Raw genomic sequence first — 17,908 nt, 5'->3', positions numbered from 1 at the left:
TCTCTATATCTCTACCGCCCAAATAATATTCTTCCAGCGGATAATTTATATTGCCGCAGTTATCAAATTTAAACCCTTTTCCGATACCAACTACGGCATTTTTTCTCTTTTTATAGTATTCTCTAGTGATGTCAAAATTTGTTACCAAGTCATAAATATACTCCGAATGGTTAAATTGCATATAATTACCGTTAAATATAGCAAATTTATCAAGAAACAAAGTGCCAGCAATAGCTTTATCGTCGCCGTCAACCCTAACTATCGGTCTGTCAAATCCAACGCTCGTATCTTTTAAATTTATTTTTAGATATTTCTTTGGATCGGTTTTTTTAGCCTTTAACTCTTTCATCAGTATCTGCTCGGTCGTTTTTCCCTCTTGATAATATTTTTCTAATACTTCAAAACAATTCGATAAATTTATATTTTCTAGTTCATAGTATGCAACCTCGTATTTACTGGACCAAAATCTACCGAAGGTTTTTAACCTATAATCATCAATCATCCAATATAACTTTACGTCATAGTCCAAATATGCCCCTGCTACTTTTTTATACAGCTCCTCTTTGGGTAAAATTCTATCCTCTTTGAGGCAGTATCCCTGCTTGTATTTATTGTAATCAGGGAGGGAAACGACGGCGAAGCCTCGTGAGGTGGAATAATCAGGGATTATACGGACAAATGCAGCACAGAGTATCGCCGCCAGAAGTAGCGTGCCTATCGCGACTTTAAATTTAGCGGATTTATAAAATTTCATATCGTTTCTTTTCTATCCATCCATTCGTTAGAGGCTAATTCTTTCGGACCAGGAGGAGTTTTCTTTCCCCACAAATAATAACTCAATATATCGGCTCCGTAATTACCCTCTAAGTCTAATCTTAGATCAGTTTCTTTTTTGCTCATCTCTTATCCTTTTTCGGTTACATTCGTTAAGATAAAATTTCGACTAACTTTATCCGCCGTGAATCCACATATCCAGTTCCTGTTCCGCCGGGGCTTTGATATCAAAATCTATATTTCCGCAATTATCGTATGAGAATTTACGTCGCAAATGCTTCATATGAGTATAAGCCAAGACTTCGTTAAAGTTTTCTAAACTCTCATATCCGTTTTTTATTCGCATTAAATTTTCTTTGCTTTTGATTTTTGTTAAATCTTCTTTATTGTTAAGCTCGATATACCAACTTATATAACCAGGTCTGGCATAATTCACAAAAAATTTATTCTCTTTTATTAAAAACGATTTTTCTAAAAACATTTTTCCACCATGAAGCGGATTTTTCTCTTCGGATAAGATGATAGGCTTTTTAAAGCCTAAAATTTCATCCTTATACACAAAGTATTTGGATAGATCGGAGATATCTATTTGCGTCTTGTCTTTTATCTCATAATCAAAACTCTTTCTGTCGGTATTTTCAACCAAAAAATCAAACCAGTTTTCTTCATTAAAATCGCCGATTAGATAGAGCTTGGAGATGTGTGCCGTATAAAAACTATGGCCGAAATTTTTTATATCGTGCTCATCGATAATGGTATTTCGCAAAATTTCATAGTCGTAATATCTTTTAAAATAATTTATAGCGGCATTTTGAAGCAATTCTTCGTTGCTTAAAGCTCTATTCTCTTTTAGGCAGTATCCTTGCTTGTATTTGTTGTAGTCAAAAATAGTAACTAAAGCAAAGCCTCGTGAAGTTGAATAATCGGGGATTATACGGATAAATACGGCGCAGAAAAGTAGCGCCGCGGCTAGGATTTTAAATTTAAGTTTGCCAAATTTCATTACAATCCTTTAGGCGCCGCCAGCGAAGCAAACGCATACCTCACTGCCTCATTAAATTTATACTTTCGCTCCGCATTCATCGCCCCGACCTTTCTAAATTTGAGATAAATTTTAGCGACGCTCAAAGTTTTTCTACCCGCGCCAAAACCTCTTTGCATCGCTAAATTTTATATCTCGCGCTAGCCAATTTTAAATCGCCGCAACATTTAAATTTTTGGTTCTCGCGACGCTTAAATTTTCCCAGGCACGGCGCGTAAAATTCAGCGGTGCGGCGCCAAAAATTTCAGATAAATTCTAAAGCCGCGCCTTAGTTTTACGCCCGCAAAATTTAACCGCACCGCAAAAGCTACTTCGCTGCGCAAAATTTAACCGCGCCGCGCTAAAGCTCGTTACTTCTTCGGCTTGCTTAGCTCGTAGCCGAAGTGGATCTTTTTACTCTCGCCCGGCTTTAGCTCAAAGTCCCAGCTAAGTAGTCCGTCCTTGCCGAGGCTGCTCTGCTCGGGCGAGTTTTTCAGCGCGACCTTTACGTCTTCATGCGTCGAAACGGGCGCTCGCTCTTGCAAAACCACGTTCCACGCGCGCTTGGAGCTATTTTTGATCTCGTAATCCCAAGCCATGGAATTTTTACTTTCGCCGCCGAAAAAGGAGTTTTTCGTGAAGTTGTTCGCCTGCTCTTTTTTGACTTCGATCAGGCTATTTTTACCCAGATATGCCGTAGCCTCGGAGTTTGCGGCAAAGCCTAGATGCACGAGCCCGATCTGCACGCCGTCGAGCTTTATTAGCGTTTCGCTCTCCTCTATGCTTCTTTCGGGGCTAAATTTAGCCCGCACGTAGGCCGCCTCGCTGCCGTAGCCGTCGATGAGCAGATCAAATTTCGCATCCAGACTCTGTTTATCGAAGCTGAACTCGCCGGCCTCACCCGCTTTTAGGCTCACGCCGCTAATTTTCCACACCTTTGAGAGTGAGCTTTCGATATTCGAGCCCGTCCTTGCATACGACGATCTAGCCTCCGCCGCAGGCGCCCTCTGCATATCCGCCACCTCTAGCATCACATCCTTTTTATAAGCCGCCGCGGGCGCCGGCTTTGCAGGCTCGCCCTCGTACCACGGGTAAAAGGGCTGCGGCGCGGTCTGCGAGGAGTACTCGTAAGGATACAGCGCGATCGTCAAATTCGCTAGCTCGGCGTTTAGCGGATTTTGCACCGAGAGCTTTTGCGCGACTTCGATTTTGCCGCTAGCAAGATCGGCAGAGAGCTCGTTGTGCGTGTAGGCGCTTACGTCAACGGGGTAATTGATCTTAACGAAGCTCGGATCGCAGCCAAAGTTCGCGTTTAAGCGGCGCTCGTTTTTGATCCGGTATTTTGAAATTTTCTCTTTGAGCTTTCCGATTTGCTCGTCCGTTTCTGAAATTTCGCCCGTTACGAGCAAGACCTCGTCGTAAATTTTTTGCGAATCCGCCTTTAGGCTTGCCAAACTTCTATCTTTTAAGCTCGCAAAATCGCTTAAAAAGCGCTGCTGCGCCTTAAGCGCGACCAGGCGGTCGTTTAGCTCGCGCAAGCTCTTTTCGTCCGCCTCTTTTTTGGCGAATTCCGCGTTTTTCACAGGCTCGCTCTCCTCCAAAGACAATTCGCGCACTTCGCAAGAGCCCGCTATCTCGATGCTACGGATATCCAAGTACTCCGGCACGTTCACGCTGAAGTTTGATTTTTGCGCGCCGAAGTTTTGGTGCAAGAAGGCGGAGTTCGCGTAGATCTCAAGGCTATTCTCCTGCGCGCTCAAATTTACGGCAAGCGCCGCAGCTGCGCTTAAAAGAACTATTTTTTTCATTTTTGCTCCTTAAAAATTTTACGTAATTGTAACGATAAATTTTGATTTTTATGCTTAAAATTCGGAGCAAATTTTAAAATCCGACCCCACCGCCCGCTTTGAAATTTTAAAATTTCGTCGCCGTAAAAACTCCGCCGCGGGCGCTAAAATTTTATCGCTGCTAGCGCCTGCAAACACTTTCACTATCGCGACTAAACCGATAAATTTTAAAATTTTGCGTAGCACAATTTCTTAAACTTTAGGCGAGCGAAGCAATGCGAAGGAAGCGCGGGGCGCTTCCTAGCCTTCGCGAGAAAAATAGTGAAGCTCCTCATCGCAGCGGCGGCTTGGCTGTCGCAAGGAGTTAAACCGATAAAAATGCAGGCGTTAACCTGCCGTAACTTTAGCGGGGTGCGGGGCAGAGCCCCGCTCGCAGCGGCGGCTAAGCCGCCGCGAGAAGTCAAGATCAAAACGGATACGTCAAGCAACACACCCTGCCGACCTTTTCGTTGTAGCTGACGTCGAGCTTCAGATCGTATAGTTTGCTTAAAATTTCGCTCTTTATGATCTGCTCCGCTTTGCCGTATGCAACCTCGCCGCCGCCTTTTACGAGCGCGACGTATCCGCCCAAAAGCAGCGCGAAGTCCGGATTGTGCGTGGCTAAAACGACGGTGTAGCCGTTTTTTAAAAGCTCCTTCGTGGCGCGGAGGAATTTGTATTGGTTGGCAAAGTCTAACGCCGAGGTGGGCTCGTCGAAAATCACGATCTTAGGCTCGCTGCAAAGGGCGCGTGCGATAGACGCCATCTGTCTCTGACCGCCGCTTAGGCGCGTGATGATCTTGTCTTTTAGGTGCCAAATTTCAAGCATTTTCATGTAGCGCTGCGCGAGCTTGTAGTCGTTTTCGCTCGGCTGCGAAAAGATCCCGATATGCGCCGTGCGCCCCATCAGAACGTACTCAAAGACGCTGTAATCGTACTCACAGACCTCGCTTTGCGAGACGTAGCCGATGATCTCGGCACGCCCTTTGGCGCTGAGGCTCGTCATATCCTTGCCGTCGATTGAAATTTTACCGCGCAGGGGCTCAAGCGTGCCGCTGATTAAATTTAAAAGCGTCGATTTGCCCGCGCCGTTTTGCCCCAAAATCGTCAGCATCGCGCCCGCTTCGAGGTGTAAATTTACGTCGTGCAGCGTCAGAGGAGCGGATTTTACGTAGCCGAAGTCTAAGCTCTCAACCCTAACCATTTAGCTTCCTTTTGTTTTTAAGCAGGATGAATATAAAAAATAGCGTGCCGATAAAGCCCGTAAGCACCCCTAACGGGATCTCGCTTTGATTTATACTGCGCGCTACGTCATCTACGATGAGTACGAAGATCGCGCTTAAAAATATGCTCGCAGGGATAGCCTTGGTATTGCTAACGCCCACGATCATGCGCGTTAGATGCGGCATCAAAAGCCCCACCCACGCGACTATGCCGCTGATACACACGCTGCTTGCGGTTAGCAGCGTCGCGCAGACGATGATGATGCCCCGCTCCAGCACGACGTTTACGCCGAGCTTCGCCGCGGTCGCATCGCCCATAGATAGGACGTTTATGCGGTAGCTCATCAGCACCAAGATAGCGATACAAACCCCCATCACCGGCGCTATCATCGCTAGTACGCTAGGATCGACTTTCGCGAGGCTTCCTAGCTGCCAATAAACGATGTCGGCAAGCTTCGTCTCGGGATCCGCCATAAATTTTAAAAATCCGATCAGCGCGCCCATCAGACCGCTTACGATGATGCCCGCAAGCACGAGCATTATGGTGGCGCTGGAACGCAGCGCGCGCGTGATCAGAAGCGTAATGCAAACCGCCGCGAGCCCGAAAACGAAAGCGAAAAGCTGGATCAAAAGGATATTTAGATCAAGCAGGATCGCGATCGCCGCGCCCACGCAAGCTCCGGCGCTAACGCCTAAGAGATCGGGCGAGACGAGCTGGTTTTTAAAGACGCCCTGATAAGCCGTGCCGCTGATGCCCAGCGCCGCGCCCACGAGCACTGCGGCGATGATACGCGGCAAGCGCACCTGCATGACGACGTTATGGACGTTTTGCGCTACTTCGCCGCCGCTAAGCGCTTTTAGCACCTCGGTGATGCTTAGGCCGAAGCGCCCTATACAAAGCGATATCGCAATAGTCGCAATCGTCGCCAGTATCAGCAGCACGAGCATAAATTTAAAATTTTTCATACCTTCCCTTGCTTTAAATTTTATCTTTTGCCTTAAATTTAATCTTTGAAATTTTGCCTCGTTGAAACCTGCTTAAAATTCCGCTTTAAATTCCGCCTTCCGGCTCGTAGGCGAAAGGCTTACGGCATCGCTTGAGCCGCTTTTGCGCTGCTTGCCTTGCCGATAAAAGCGCAAATAGCCGCAAATCGCGCAAAATTTATTTTTGTAAATGAGCTTTAAGCCTAGGCGCGATTTTAGCGCAAATCAAATTAAAATATATTGATACAACATAGCAAATTATAAGGGGTTTCGGCGCTCGAATTTTTACGGCAAAGCGCGCAGCAGGATGGCGCCGGCGGAGGGGTTGGGCGCGCATTTAGGAAAAAGGCGGACGCTTCAGAGCAAAGACGGCGCAAGCGCCGAGATAAGGGGGGAAAGCCGCATCTTCCGCGAGCTAGTCGCGAAATTTGGGCTGGGAATATAGCGCCGTAAAATTTAGCGCTGCAAATTTAAGATCGTAAATTTTGACGGCACGGCTTTCGAAAGACCGCGGTTGCGCTACGCCGTCATTGCAAGTAGCTGAAATTTAACGTTTTTTACAAACAAGTGCTTATGCGAAAAACTAAATTTAACCCCGTGAGTTTTATAAATTTAGCGATCCATAAAAAGTAAAATCCGAGCGGAGCGAGCTTTGTTTAAATTTAGCGCCATCCGCAAAGTGTAAAATTTTAGCCCCGCAGCTTTGCGAACTATTTAAATTTAACGCTATAGTCTATCTTAAATAATCGATCAGCCTGGCGGAAATTTCGCGAAACTGCAAAATTTTATGTCCCTTTTTCTCGCGCATAAAGTCCTGTGCATCGCGCAGTCTCGCAAACGTGATGAGATCGTCGCCTCTGGCGCTTTGCAGCACGCTACCGAAAACATAAAACGCGTCCTGCGCCCGCAAAATTTCGCCGCTTGCGTAATCGGTGACGTAAAGCTCCGCGCCGCTGAAATTTGCGCCCGTTGGATTTGCCTCGCCGAAATTGCCGTTAGCGGGATTTTTGCTCGCGGAATTCGCTCCAGCGGAAGCCCCACCTTTATTGCCGCTCAAATTTTCGCCCTCGAAAAAATATGCAAACATCGCCTTGGGCGAAGCAAACGCTAGCGCGCTGCCGTCTTTGAGCCTTGCATAGGCGCGAAATTCAGGGTGCGCGCTAGTATCGATGCCGTATTTGGCGCAGGTAAGATTTACGTCTTTAAGCCACGCAGGCTCGTGCGCAGATTTGAAATTTTGTGCCGAGCCGGAGTCTGTACTATTGGGCGTACCTAAATTTTGCGCCGAACCAGAGCTTTGAGCCGCGGAATTTTGTATCTCAGCTGCACCGCAAAGCGCTATAAATGCCGCCAAAATGAGTGGAAATTTCACGCTAAATCCTTCGATCTAAAGATAAAATAGCCCAAAATCAGGCTTGCCGCGCCCAGAGCGATCGGATAGAGCAGCGAAAAGGCGATGAAAAGCCCGCGCCCGAAGTGATCTAGGATAAAATACGCCGTCGTACCAATAACCGCAAGATCGGGATCAAACAGGCTGATAGCGGCGATGCGGAAGTCCTCCATCGGGTTTGCTAGGGCGATCGCAAAGATCAGATTTTCGTTCACGCCCGTTTTTGCGAGCAGTCCGATCAGCACGAGATCCAAAAACGCAAGGCAGAAAAGCCAGACGAAAAACGCGAGCCCAAGCCCCATCTCTTGGCTTTTTGAGACGGCGCAGATCAAAAATGCGATCCCTAAAAACGCCGCGCATAAGCTAAAAAGCAGCCCCGTATAAAGCAGGCAGATCGCCCACGGAATGCCCGTGCCTTTGATCGCGCCCCAAACGATCGCAAGCAGCAGCGACAAAAATATCGGTACGAACACTCCAAACAGCCTTCCCAGCGCCTTGCCGTAATAATACTGCGCCTGCGAGATCGGAAAGCTTAGCAGGTATTCTAAGATATTTAGGTCGCGATCGGCTAGGATCGCCTTGCTGGTGGTGACGAGCACGAAGACGGGCAGGATGATGATGCAGATCTGAATAAACAGCAGCAGCAGTCGCGAAAGCCCGCTAAAACCGAGTACGCGCGAGTCGGTCACCCCCGTGATAAAAAACGCCGCCACGAGCCCGCTAAAGATCAGCAGATAGAGCAAAAACCAGCGCGAGCGGAAGGATTCTTTGATATCCAAAGCGGCGATGGTGAGTAAATTTTTCATTCTTTTTCCTTTTTTGCGCCTCGGCGCGCTTTAAATTTAGATTTCTCGCGCGGCTTAAATGCGCCCGTCTTTAAATTTTAGCCTCGTTTTGCGGCGCGGATTTTGCAGCCTTAAATTTCGCTTGCCGAGCGTTTAAACGGGCGGCAAAAATTTTATCCGCAGCGTGCGACTTCAGCTCGCGCATAAATTTTAAATTTAGAGTCCGAGCCTACGGCGCACTCAAACAGCGCGTCGTTTGCCGCCTGTTATCCGTCATTACGCCGCAGTTTTAAAATTTAGCCGTTTTGTGGAACGCTTAAATTTTAGCTTCGTAAAATTTCAAAAACGGGGCGTATTCCGCGGCATAAAATTTTAAATTCTAAAAATCCCGAAGCGACAAATTCCGCACCGGATAAATTTTAAATTTACGGCGAAATTTTAAGCTAGCGCGTCCATGTAAATTTTAATTCGGCAGAACGAAATCTCGCGCCGTACGTTAAATTTAGCCGTATCGCGAGATAAATTTCACTACCGTTGGGCGCCAAACTTTGCCTCGCGCCGAAGTTGCAAAGTAAAATTTCATCTCGTCTGCTCTCGTTTACGGCGGTGCGATAAAATTTTACGCTTTAAATTTAGCGTAAAACGAAGCCTCTTAAAATTTCGTCTTAGCCAAAGCGTCCTTAATGCGAGTGCCCTGAAGGCATACCGTGCGCCGCACCGCCGCTTTCGTGCATATCGTGCGGCTCGCCTTGAGGATGTGCCGTGCTGCCCGCATCGCCGCCGCCCATATCATGCTTAGGCTCGCTCATGCCGTGCTCCGCAGAGTGAGGGTCTTTCATGCCGCCCATATCTCCATGACCGTGCATACTTCCCATATTGCCGTGCGCATCGCGACCCATATCGCCCATTCCCATACCGTGCGAGCCGCCGCCTGCTTTAAGCGCCGCGACTACTTGATCGAAGTTGAAGTCTTGCTTGCCCTCTTGCTTGTTTTTAAACGCGCCCCAGCCAAACGACATAGGGGTTTTAAAGCCCTTGTAAAAATGCGCCGTGCGTGCGTCGATAAACTCGCCGTTACCGCTAGCGTCATTGATGTAAATTTTGGCGTCTTTCAGCCAGCTTAGTTTGTCGTTGGTAACCATAAAATCCACCAAGCAGCCGATGTCGTCGAAGTAGTGGTTTTTGCCGTCCACGCGTACATCGACGCTGAAGCGGTTGTCGCTGATCGCCATCTGGCAGTGCTCGCACACGTCTCTGTCGTAATGCACGTTGCCGTAGTCCTTCTCGTCGCCGCAGCCTAAAAACGTAAGCGCAACAAGTGCGTAAAGTAAAGCTCTAAACATTTTTGTCATCTACGATCCTCCCTAGATCCATTGAAATCATTCTTTTTACCAGTCCTCCCACTTCCTCGAGCCTATGCGAGATAAAGATCAAGCTTTTGTCTTTTGCGTGGTTGTGCAAAAGCGTCTTAAAACGCTCACGCGCGCTCGGATCGAGATTGGCGGTCGGTTCGTCGAAAATCATCGCCTTGCTAGCTCTGCCGAATGCTAGCGCAATTAAAAATTTTTGCTTCATACCGCCGGATAGCTTATGAAAGGGTTTGTTTAAATTTGAACTCAGATCAAGCTCCATTTCGTCGCAAAATTTTACTATATCCGCTCTGCTTGCGTCGGCTGTACGCTCGGCGAAGTAGATGAGCTCATTTAGGCTCAGCTTAAGCGGCGGCGGGGTTTGCGGCACGAAGCTGATACCGCGTAGTGCGCGGCTACGCTGTTTAAACGAATCAAATCCGTCGATAGCGACGCTGCCGCTTGTGGGTATGTATTCGCCTAAAATCGTCCGCATCAGCGAGCTTTTGCCTGCGCCGTTTTGCCCGACGAAAAGCACCTGCTCGCCGTCCGCGATATTTAGATCGATATCTTTTAAAACGAATTGATCTCCGAATTTCTTGCTTACGTTTTTAATCTCTATCATGGGCTTCCTTAGATCATATCTTTTAGCTTATTGCCGATACCGAGTGCGTCTTGATGACACACGTCGATACAGCGTCCGCATAGCGTGCAGTCGATCCCTTTTAGCATAAATTTGCTCTTATCGCCCAGGTTTTCGGACGCCTTTTTTTTGGTGATGTCTAGCACGTGCGAGACGAAGCAGACGTCTTGGCAAACGCCGCAGTGATCGCACCTGCTTTTATCCCAAGTAATCTTGCTAAGGCTCGCTTTCGCCGCAAGCGAATAGGTGCTGCCTAGCGGGCATAGGTGCGTGCACCACATCCGCCTGCTAAAAAATACTTCGAGTAAAAACACAAAAACGATCCAAAGCCCCGCCAGCGAGAAGCCGTAGATGATGAGGCGCGATAAAATTCCCACGACGTTAAAAATTTCAAAAACGAGTAGATCCGTAATCGCGCTTAGCAGTAAAAACACCGCCCAGATCGCATATCGCATACCGCGCGGCAATGAGCGCTCTTTGATGACGTGCTTAGTAATTAGCGTATTATGCAGCTTTTCGCCGATCTCGCTAAGCGCTCCGTAAGGACAGATCCACGAGCAAAACGCCTTGCCGCCCGCGATGAAGTAAAACAGCAAAATGGTGCCCGAGCCGATAAGTAGATTTATCGGCAGATCCTTGTGCGCGGCGATCACCTCAAGGGTGGCAAAGGGATCTGCTAAGTGAAAGCCAAGTATCCGCGAGCCGCTGATGTCGCCTTCTAAAATTTGAATATCGGCGCGAAAGGAAAGCACGAAAAGCAGATGTACCAAAAATACCGTGGCGTAGCGCAGCGCCCGAATGCTGGGGCGCAGTTTGCCGCTTCTGTTTTTAAGCGCAAAGGTCGAGAAAAAGCTCGTATTTTTGATCGTGCATCGCGAATTATATTTATCCAAGACTTACTCTTTAAATTTTGAAATTTCATCCGCGAGCTTATCTAGGCTCTCGTCGCTTACGTTGGTTAAAAGTCCGCTCATCAGGCTGTTTTTGATCTTGCCCGCTTTATAATCTTTGAGGCTTGCTAAAATTTGATCCTTGCTCTTGCCGCCGATCGGCGGAGCGATCTTGCCGCGTCCGTCGTCGCCGTGGCAAGGCGCACAGCTTACCAGATATGAGCTGCTTACCTCAAAGTCGCGCTCTTTGACGCTCTGCTCTAAAATTTTAATATTTTTTACGTCCTTATCGTCGATGAGATCAACGCTTTTGCTCTGCGGCGCTGGTTTTGTTTGCGCCTGCGGCTTAGCCTGCTCCTGTTTCGGCGCGCCGGAGCCACCAGAGCTTGCCATAAAGATCATCAGCGCGATCAGCGCTACACCCAGAATTAAAGCTAAAATTTTACCCGGTTTCATTTCTGCTCCTTAAATTGTTGATTGAACTCGTAAATTTCTTTCGCCATCGTCTCTATCTGCTGCTCGCTCATGCCGTTTACGAGCTGCACCATAAGAGGATTGGGTTTTTCTTTAAATTTATACTTTTTAATCATATCCACGATCTGCGCGTCGGTTTTATCCAGAAGCGAAGGACCGATGATGCCGTTGGCATAGTCGTCGTGGCACGCCGAGCAGCGCAGGATAAAGTCCCTGCCCAGGCGCTTTTTCATCAGGTCGAAATTTAGCTTTTCGTATTGGTTTTTGATGCTTGAATACGCCACGATATTTTTGGTTGTTTCATTCACGTCGCCGTTTAGATTAAAATTTACCATTCGCTCGCCATAAAAATCGTAGCTTACGAACTTGTCGTCCCGCTTTGGCGCTTCGCCGCTTTTGACGGTGATGCGAGCTCTAGCGGCGGAGCTTTGCTCCGCGCTCTGCGATGCGGAATTCACACTCGCGGAATTCTGATCCGCAGAATTTTGCCCTACGGAGCCTTGCGAAACGGAATTCTGCCCTGCGGAATTTGCAGCGGTGGAGCTTGAATCGCCGTCATCTCCGCAGCCGCACAGCAAAAGCGCCGCAGCTAGCGAGCAGATGTAGAATTTAATGGAACTTTTCATTGTTTTCCTTCATAGACTGATTTATAATCCGCCCGCGGGAGTATCTCGATGATACGCGCGGGGCAGAGCTCGGCGCACGCACCGCAGCCGACGCAAGCGCTACGGATCTGCGGGGCGAAATGTTCATTCGCCTTTATCATCGCAATAGCTTCAAGCGGCTGCGGGTAAGGGCACAGCGACGCGCACAGATCGCAGGGCTTGCCCTCTTTGGCCGCCAGCGCGGAGTTTAGCTCGCGCTCCTGCTCGGTCTTGGCGGGCTTTAAGCGCAGATCGCTAGATTTTAAAGTTTGCCCGCGATACGCCAAACAGGCGTCTAAATTTTTAATCACGGCGATACCCATCGCAACCTTTTTAGGCTCGTTGGTCTCGTGACTGAGCGCGCCGCTTGGACAGGCGAGCACGCAAGGAAGCGCGCCGCAAAGATAGCAGCCTCGCTCTTTGGCGTCGATGACCGGGGTACCGATGTCAAAAAGATGGGTAATATCCAGCAGATAGATGCTGTGATAGGGGCAGACCTGCACGCATTGGCCGCACTTGATACAGCTACTGCGGAAGCCACGCTCCGCCAGCGCTCCGGGCGGACGCAGATATAAAGAGGCGGAATTCCCGCTAGAATTTTTTGCGGAATTTTGCTTTATGGAATTCGGCGCGGAATTTTGCCTCGCAGAATTTACGGAATTTGACGCGCTGGAATTCTGCGCTTCGCCGCCCGTAAAATTTACGGAATTTGTGGAATTCTCATCCGCAAACAAGCTCGCTGCCCCTAGCGCCCCAAGCGCTCCGCCAAGTAGTCTTATCGTTTCGCGTCTATCCTTTATCATTGCTTCATCCTAGGTTTTGGATCTTTCAGTAGTAGCTCGGGCTCTGAAAACGGAGCTAGCTTGGAGATGAAATTTAAAAGCGCGATCCCACTGGAGCCGTAGAAAAATCGCACGCTAGGCTTATGCGCCCAAAGCCTATCTGCATAGGCGTATGCTGCGTAACTCACGTCGCCGTAACCGTCGCCGTCGCGGTCAAATCCGTCGTAATCGTCGAAGTAGTTGCCGATCCATTCATTTTCTAAAAGCTTTGATTGGGGCGTATCGTTTAGCGCGATCTCCATATTGCCTTTAAATTTGTTGTCTTTAAAGATGCTTTTTAGCTGCGTAGCGTGGAATTGCACGCCGATGCTGTTATACTCCACGTCGTTACGCTCAAAAACATTCGTGCTGCCCGGCTGATACGGAGATTGATCCAGATAAAATCCGCGGGCGTTGTAGATGACTTTATTGTCGGTGATGGTAAAATTTGAACTATCCTTCATACCGATACCTACGCCGTAAGCGCCGTCTGCGTTGCGTACGACGTTACGCCTGGCGACATTGTCGCTCGAATACATAAAAAATAATCCCACGGTGTTGCCGTCGTAGTAGTTATCCTCCACGACGTTATGCCCGGAGTTCATAAAGTGCAATGAATAACGGCAGCTGTGGCCTTTATTGCCTGCGACGAGATTGCCGTTTGAGAAGTAAAAAACGGTGTCGCGGACATTGTGGACGTCGTTATTTAAAATTTTATTGGCGTTGGAATACCAAAGCTTGATGCCGTCGCCTTTGAAACTCGTGCGGTAGGCGTTGCTCGAAATTTCGTTGCCCTCGATCGTTACGTCGTTTGCTTTGCTTAGCACGACGCCGTAGAGCACGTCTTTGATGAGATTATTTTTTATGATTGCGCCGTTTACGTCGCTTACGTTGATGCCCGCATCCTCGCTAAGATGCTCGAAGCCTCCGTTTTGAATCGTTAAATTTTTGATCGTAACATGCGGGGCGCGCACGCGGATCACCGTTGCGTTGCGATCGCCTATGATCACGGCGGAGCGGTCTAGCCCATCGATAGTAAGGGGCTTATCGATTAGGATATTGCCGTGGTACTCGCCCGCGGCTAGCTCGATAATATCGCCCGCTTTTGCGCTATCGATCGCGTCTTGAAGCTCGCCCGCGCCTAGAATTAGGGCGAGCGAGAATACAAGAAGAAGCTTCATCTATGTTCTCGTAGAAATTTTTTCTTAGAAAATAGCGCCAGCGCCGATAGTAGCGATAGGGCTATCATCAACCAAAAGCCAAGAGCGGGATATGAATGGGTAGTAAAATGCGCCACGCTGCCGTCGCCGAATGCCGTAGGCATAAAAGGTTTGATCTTAAATGCGCCCCAATCTTGCAGGTTGTGCCCGAACCAATAGAGCCAGCCCACGTAGCAGCCGATGAAGATAAGCGGCGCAATGATCGGAAGTATCATGAGTAGGGTCTGTCCCTTGCCGTCGTAGTATAAAAACGCAAGCATTCCTAACGTAGCGATTATGAGATAATACGGCGATAGCGAGTGCTCAAGCGTGCCTCCGCGCCATACTGGATACATTCCGATATAGTGATTTAGGGTGTTCATCTCGCTGATATCACCGCTAAACCCGTCGACGTGGACGTAGAGCGGAATTCCGTCGGGAAAAGCCTCTTTTGGATAGTTCGGCGCCTCGAGTGAAATTTTCCATACGGGTATGCTAGGGGCGCCGACTTCAAATTTATGCTCCAGCATCGCGCCCAGATCGTTTTTAACATCGCTAGGGATTAGATGGTTTTTATACGAGGCTTTCGTGTATAAATTCCATATCGGCGCGGAGTATGCAGGTAGCTGCGAGACGCTGCTAACCTGCCCCGATACGATTCTGCTTTGGACTTTGAAAAATCCTAGCGTAGGGATGGTAAAAGCGACCGTCATAATAAGCAGCGCTAAAATCGCGTAAATTTTATACTTTGGCATTTCATCTCCTTTAAATTCTCCCCCTTGCGGGGGAGAGTGGGGCTAATTAAGACCCGCGTTCTCATCGACCCATTTTAGGTATTCGATGATATCTTTGATCTCTTCGTCTTTCATATGCTGATTAGGCATACGGAGGTTGAAGTAATTTATCATAGCCTTGACGTAGTCGTCTTCATAGAATTTAGCCGGGTCTTTGATGAAATCGGCAACCCACTTCTCGCCGTTTTCGTGACGGAGTAGGACGCCCGTTAGATCAGGGCCTGAGCTTACTTGACCGATTACGTGGCAGCCGTTGCAGCCTCCGCGCAGATAGGCTTTCTCGCCGTTAGACGCAGCCTCGCTCATAGGAGTGGAGAGCTCGCGGATTAGGTTGTTTTTAGCGCGAAGTCCGACGTCTGCGGTCTTGACTAGATACTGCCAAACTTGACCTTCCCAAAGTATAGCGCCATTCATATCGCCCGCTTTTACCGCGGCATCGGCTTTAGCTTTGGTCTCGGGAATTTTGCCGTATTGATCCAGCGCGTCATCGACTAAAGCCTTGACCTTAGGATACTTCTCATAGTTCTTCTCTTTTAAGAATTTAACGACCGATTGGATGACGTCGTCGGTGGCTTTATTCGTAGCTACTACCTTGTCGTATTCGGCTTTTAGAGCTTCAGGGCTAAGAGCTTTTAGCATAGATGCTTTGGCCGATTCATATTTTTTGTTCGGATCTTTTACGTAGAGGTAGCCGAACATCTCAAGGTGCAGCGCAGAGCAGAATTCCGTGCAGTAGAAAGGAAATACGCCTTCGCGATCCGCGATGAAATTTACGCTCGCGGTCTTGCCCGGCTCAAGCGACATATGCACGTTGTAATTATCGACCGTAAAGCCGTGAGTTTCGTCCTCGGCGCGCTCTAAATTTGTCATATAGATCGTTACGTTATCGTCCTTATTAACCTCGATGTGCTCCGGGTTGATATGGCTGCGGACTGCGGTGGCATAGACTTTTACGTTTTTGCCGTCGCGCTCGATGCGCTCTTGACCCGCTAGCGTCATAGCAGGATGCTGCTTGCCGGTGCGCGAGTTCGTACCCATCGCATAGGTAGGCGAGGTATGAAGCTTGCTTGCAGCGATCGAAACGACGTCGTGCGGCTCGCCAAGACCGATAGGAAGATCATAAAGCATCTCCATTTTAGGTCCTGTGATGTCGATTAACTGATGGTTTTGCGGATGAAGCGGCCCGATAGGATTAAATCTATCGATCGAAAGCTTATCCAGCGCGATTACGTATTTGCCGACCGGTTTTGAGGATTTGCCCTCCATAGAATCGAGGTGCCCGATATTGTAGTGGACGTTGATTCTATCTAAAACCTTGAGCGTCTTGTAGTTCCATTTTACGATCTGACTATCGACGTAAAGCGACGTATAGATTATGCCGTCTTGCGAATCGAAGGTATTATGAAGCGGTCCAAGACCAAGTTCTGCTTGTCCGTGAAGCGTCTTTTGCATATCTAGGATCGGAATTCCGTATGGGTCTTTGCCCGTAAATTCCTTCTTATCGATTAGCTCTTTGATCTTTTTGAAATCATAAACGCTAGCGTGGGTATCGAGTTTACCGCCGATGATAATGTAGCGGCCGTCCGGGCTAACGTCGACGCCGTGAGGTGATTTTGCCTCTGGGATCAAAAACAAAGCGCCCGCCTTTACCGCGGCGTCTATAGTAATTACTCGGTGTCCATTTACTACCTTATAGTTTTTGCTGTCTTGAGCGAGCTTTTCTAAAATTTGCCAGTTGTAAACGTGCAAGTAGTCGGTGTCGTTGCGGCTCATACCCGCTTCCATCGGAGGAAGACCCTTTTCGATGCCGCCTGTGTACATTTCGGAGTTGAAGCTGTTGGTAAACGCCCAGCCGAAGCTCTCGCCCTTACCCGCGTCGCTTAGATCTTGCATATATGGAGGAAGCTCAAGCGAGAAAGATTTGCTCTCGTCGATCCTACCTTTGTCGTAGTCGAATTTCCATAGCGTTACCGCGCCGCGATAGACTGCCTGATACTCCTCGATCGGGTGCCAGTTATTATCTAGCGGAGTTGCATACTGACTTGCTTCGATGACGTATTCGGTATTAGGCGTGACGAAAGAGCCGCCGTGTTCGCTTTTAATCACCGGATTTACCACTATTTGAGTGGTCTCGAAGTCTTTTAAATTTATAACCGCCAAGCGCGGATTTGCCTTGTCGTTGATAAAGAGATAATCGCCCACGTACTCGCCGTTTTTCTCGCTGAAATTCGGGTGGTGGGTGTCGCCCCAGGTGATCTGTTTGCCATTAATGGTACCCTCTTTTAAAACCGCCTTACTCTCCTCGTCAAAGCCGTATCCCTGCCAAGGCTCCGGAGTAAATACGCCGATATATTTGTAGATCCTCATCGACGGTACGCCGTAAACCAGCACCTGTCCGCTTTGACCGCCCGATGAAAACACCATATAATCGTCCTTCCTGCCGGTCGGCTGATAGGTCTTAGCGGCCGCCAAAACGTCCTTCTCGCTTAAATTTCGCTCCTTCATCACGCGCTCCAGCTCGCTATCTGCGGCACACAGGGCGCTTGCGGCGAACAAAACCGAGCCTAAAAGCACGGGTTTGATACATGTAAGCATGTAATTTCCTTTCTTAAAATTTGTAAATTTTCCCCGATCTGTCGATCACAATGACGGAATTTCCGTCCGCATACATCGCTAAAAATTCGCTCTTTAAATCCAGTTCCTCCTTTACGTCCTTTTTCGTATTTTTATAAATTTTATCTCGCGTCGCGATAAATTGCGTATCTCCTACGCATACGATAGCCTTGATCCAAGAGCCCAAGCTCTTTTTCTCACCGCTTTTTAAATTTATAAAATTTCCGTCTATGTCGCCCAGATACAGCGTCTCGCCGCTGCCGCAATACGCAAGAGCCGTACCGATGGAGCTTTGTTTAAATTCTTTGATCAAATTTAGATCCTTATCAAAACAGCGAACGCTCTTGCTCCAGCCTGCGAGGCAAAGCCCCTCCGCGCTAAAGCTAAGCGCATTTATCCTGCCGTAGCCGAGCGAAATTTTACGCGGTTCGCTCACAGCGGGTTCAAATTTAATCAATTCGTTTTTATTTATCAAAGC

The 17,908-nt window shown here is 48.3% G+C and carries 17 protein-coding genes and 1 pseudogene; all 18 read right to left on the bottom strand.

The genetic code is table 11. From position 1 onward, the window contains the following. Positions 1 to 754: hypothetical protein (locus Q0438_RS09020; protein WP_299190284.1), on the bottom strand; the 754-nt coding region annotated here is incomplete at its 3' end. Further along, positions 751 to 900 (bottom strand): hypothetical protein, encoded by a 150-nt coding sequence (locus Q0438_RS09015; RefSeq protein ID WP_299190282.1) that lies wholly within the window; start codon positions 898 to 900, stop codon positions 751 to 753. The genes Q0438_RS09015 and Q0438_RS09020, both read right to left, overlap by 4 nt. A gap of 49 nt (positions 901 to 949) precedes the next feature. Further along, on the bottom strand, positions 950 to 1,777 hold the full coding sequence (locus Q0438_RS09010) for a hypothetical protein (protein ID WP_299190281.1): 828 nt from the start codon (positions 1,775 to 1,777) through the stop codon (positions 950 to 952). Between the two features lie 389 nt (positions 1,778 to 2,166). Beyond that, positions 2,167 to 3,603: a DUF4139 domain-containing protein gene (locus Q0438_RS09005; RefSeq protein WP_299190279.1), complete on the bottom strand. Its 1,437-nt coding sequence runs from the start codon at positions 3,601 to 3,603 to the stop codon at positions 2,167 to 2,169. Positions 3,604 to 4,048: 445 nt separating this feature from the next. Beyond that, positions 4,049 to 4,825, bottom strand: a complete 777-nt coding sequence (locus Q0438_RS09000) for an ABC transporter ATP-binding protein (RefSeq protein WP_299190277.1) — start codon at positions 4,823 to 4,825, stop codon at positions 4,049 to 4,051. Next, a complete protein-coding gene (locus Q0438_RS08995) occupies positions 4,818 to 5,810 on the bottom strand; it encodes an iron ABC transporter permease (RefSeq protein ID WP_297943716.1) in 993 nt (330 codons plus the stop codon). Before Q0438_RS08995 ends, Q0438_RS09000 begins: the two co-directional genes overlap by 8 nt. A gap of 751 nt (positions 5,811 to 6,561) precedes the next feature. Next, positions 6,562 to 7,200 carry a nitrous oxide reductase accessory protein NosL gene (locus Q0438_RS08990; protein ID WP_299190275.1) on the bottom strand — a complete coding sequence of 213 codons (639 nt, stop codon included), beginning with the start codon at positions 7,198 to 7,200 and terminating at the stop codon, positions 6,562 to 6,564. Continuing rightward, positions 7,197 to 8,024: an ABC transporter permease subunit gene (locus tag Q0438_RS08985; RefSeq protein ID WP_005870848.1), complete on the bottom strand. Its 828-nt coding sequence runs from the start codon at positions 8,022 to 8,024 to the stop codon at positions 7,197 to 7,199. The genes Q0438_RS08990 and Q0438_RS08985 overlap by 4 nt, the downstream gene beginning before the upstream one ends. Positions 8,025 to 8,683: 659 nt before the next feature. Beyond that, entirely contained in the window at positions 8,684 to 9,355 is a 672-nt protein-coding gene (locus Q0438_RS08980; RefSeq protein WP_299190273.1) for a hypothetical protein, read from the bottom strand. Further along, complete coding sequence (locus tag Q0438_RS08975; protein WP_297960784.1) at positions 9,339 to 9,977, bottom strand: ABC transporter ATP-binding protein; 639 nt, start codon at positions 9,975 to 9,977, stop codon at positions 9,339 to 9,341. The genes Q0438_RS08980 and Q0438_RS08975 overlap by 17 nt, the downstream gene beginning before the upstream one ends. Before the next feature lie 8 nt (positions 9,978 to 9,985). Next, entirely contained in the window at positions 9,986 to 10,888 is a 903-nt protein-coding gene (locus Q0438_RS08970; protein WP_299190271.1) for a NapH/MauN family ferredoxin-type protein, read from the bottom strand. A 3-nt stretch (positions 10,889 to 10,891) separates the two neighbouring features. Beyond that, positions 10,892 to 11,341: a cytochrome C gene (locus Q0438_RS08965; protein ID WP_299190270.1), complete on the bottom strand. Its 450-nt coding sequence runs from the start codon at positions 11,339 to 11,341 to the stop codon at positions 10,892 to 10,894. Positions 11,342 to 11,773: 432 nt separating this feature from the next. Further along, positions 11,774 to 11,854: pseudogene (locus Q0438_RS11155) on the bottom strand (hypothetical protein); the annotation flags it as partial. 127 nt (positions 11,855 to 11,981) lie between these two features. Continuing rightward, positions 11,982 to 12,806: a 4Fe-4S dicluster domain-containing protein gene (locus tag Q0438_RS08955; RefSeq protein ID WP_299190268.1), complete on the bottom strand. Its 825-nt coding sequence runs from the start codon at positions 12,804 to 12,806 to the stop codon at positions 11,982 to 11,984. Beyond that, positions 12,803 to 14,005, bottom strand: a complete 1,203-nt coding sequence (locus Q0438_RS08950; protein WP_299190267.1) for a nitrous oxide reductase family maturation protein NosD — start codon at positions 14,003 to 14,005, stop codon at positions 12,803 to 12,805. Before Q0438_RS08950 ends, Q0438_RS08955 begins: the two co-directional genes overlap by 4 nt. Then, entirely contained in the window at positions 14,002 to 14,778 is a 777-nt protein-coding gene (locus Q0438_RS08945; protein ID WP_299190266.1) for a cytochrome C, read from the bottom strand. Before Q0438_RS08945 ends, Q0438_RS08950 begins: the two co-directional genes overlap by 4 nt. Positions 14,779 to 14,820: 42 nt before the next feature. Continuing rightward, positions 14,821 to 17,412 carry a Sec-dependent nitrous-oxide reductase gene (gene nosZ, locus Q0438_RS08940; protein ID WP_299190264.1) on the bottom strand — a complete coding sequence of 864 codons (2,592 nt, stop codon included), beginning with the start codon at positions 17,410 to 17,412 and terminating at the stop codon, positions 14,821 to 14,823. A 13-nt stretch (positions 17,413 to 17,425) separates the two neighbouring features. Further along, a partial coding sequence (locus tag Q0438_RS08935) for a hypothetical protein (RefSeq protein WP_299190262.1) occupies positions 17,426 to 17,908 on the bottom strand: 483 nt, incomplete at its 5' end.

Source organism: uncultured Campylobacter sp., from assembly GCF_938030785.1.
Classification (GTDB): domain Bacteria; phylum Campylobacterota; class Campylobacteria; order Campylobacterales; family Campylobacteraceae; genus Campylobacter_B.
Note: the sequence above shows the minus strand (reverse complement) of the source record. Positions and strands in the feature narration are given on the sequence as shown.

Excerpts from the sequence above, each read along its gene's own strand:
- Q0438_RS09015 (WP_299190282.1), bottom strand. The coding sequence starts at position 900 with ATGAGCAAAAAAGAAACTGATCTAAGATTAGACTTAGAGGGTAATTAC.
- Q0438_RS09010 (WP_299190281.1), bottom strand. The coding sequence starts at position 1,777 with ATGAAATTTGGCAAACTTAAATTTAAAATCCTAGCCGCGGCGCTACTT.
- Q0438_RS09005 (WP_299190279.1), bottom strand. The coding sequence starts at position 3,603 with ATGAAAAAAATAGTTCTTTTAAGCGCAGCTGCGGCGCTTGCCGTAAAT.
- Q0438_RS09000 (WP_299190277.1), bottom strand. The coding sequence starts at position 4,825 with ATGGTTAGGGTTGAGAGCTTAGACTTCGGCTACGTAAAATCCGCTCCT.
- Q0438_RS08995 (WP_297943716.1), bottom strand. The coding sequence starts at position 5,810 with ATGAAAAATTTTAAATTTATGCTCGTGCTGCTGATACTGGCGACGATT.
- Q0438_RS08985 (WP_005870848.1), bottom strand. The coding sequence starts at position 8,024 with ATGAAAAATTTACTCACCATCGCCGCTTTGGATATCAAAGAATCCTTC.
- Q0438_RS08980 (WP_299190273.1), bottom strand. The coding sequence starts at position 9,355 with ATGACAAAAATGTTTAGAGCTTTACTTTACGCACTTGTTGCGCTTACG.
- Q0438_RS08975 (WP_297960784.1), bottom strand. The coding sequence starts at position 9,977 with ATGATAGAGATTAAAAACGTAAGCAAGAAATTCGGAGATCAATTCGTT.
- Q0438_RS08965 (WP_299190270.1), bottom strand. The coding sequence starts at position 11,341 with ATGAAACCGGGTAAAATTTTAGCTTTAATTCTGGGTGTAGCGCTGATC.
- Q0438_RS08955 (WP_299190268.1), bottom strand. The coding sequence starts at position 12,806 with ATGATAAAGGATAGACGCGAAACGATAAGACTACTTGGCGGAGCGCTT.
- Q0438_RS08950 (WP_299190267.1), bottom strand. The coding sequence starts at position 14,005 with ATGAAGCTTCTTCTTGTATTCTCGCTCGCCCTAATTCTAGGCGCGGGC.
- Q0438_RS08945 (WP_299190266.1), bottom strand. The coding sequence starts at position 14,778 with ATGCCAAAGTATAAAATTTACGCGATTTTAGCGCTGCTTATTATGACG.
- nosZ (WP_299190264.1), bottom strand. The coding sequence starts at position 17,412 with ATGCTTACATGTATCAAACCCGTGCTTTTAGGCTCGGTTTTGTTCGCC.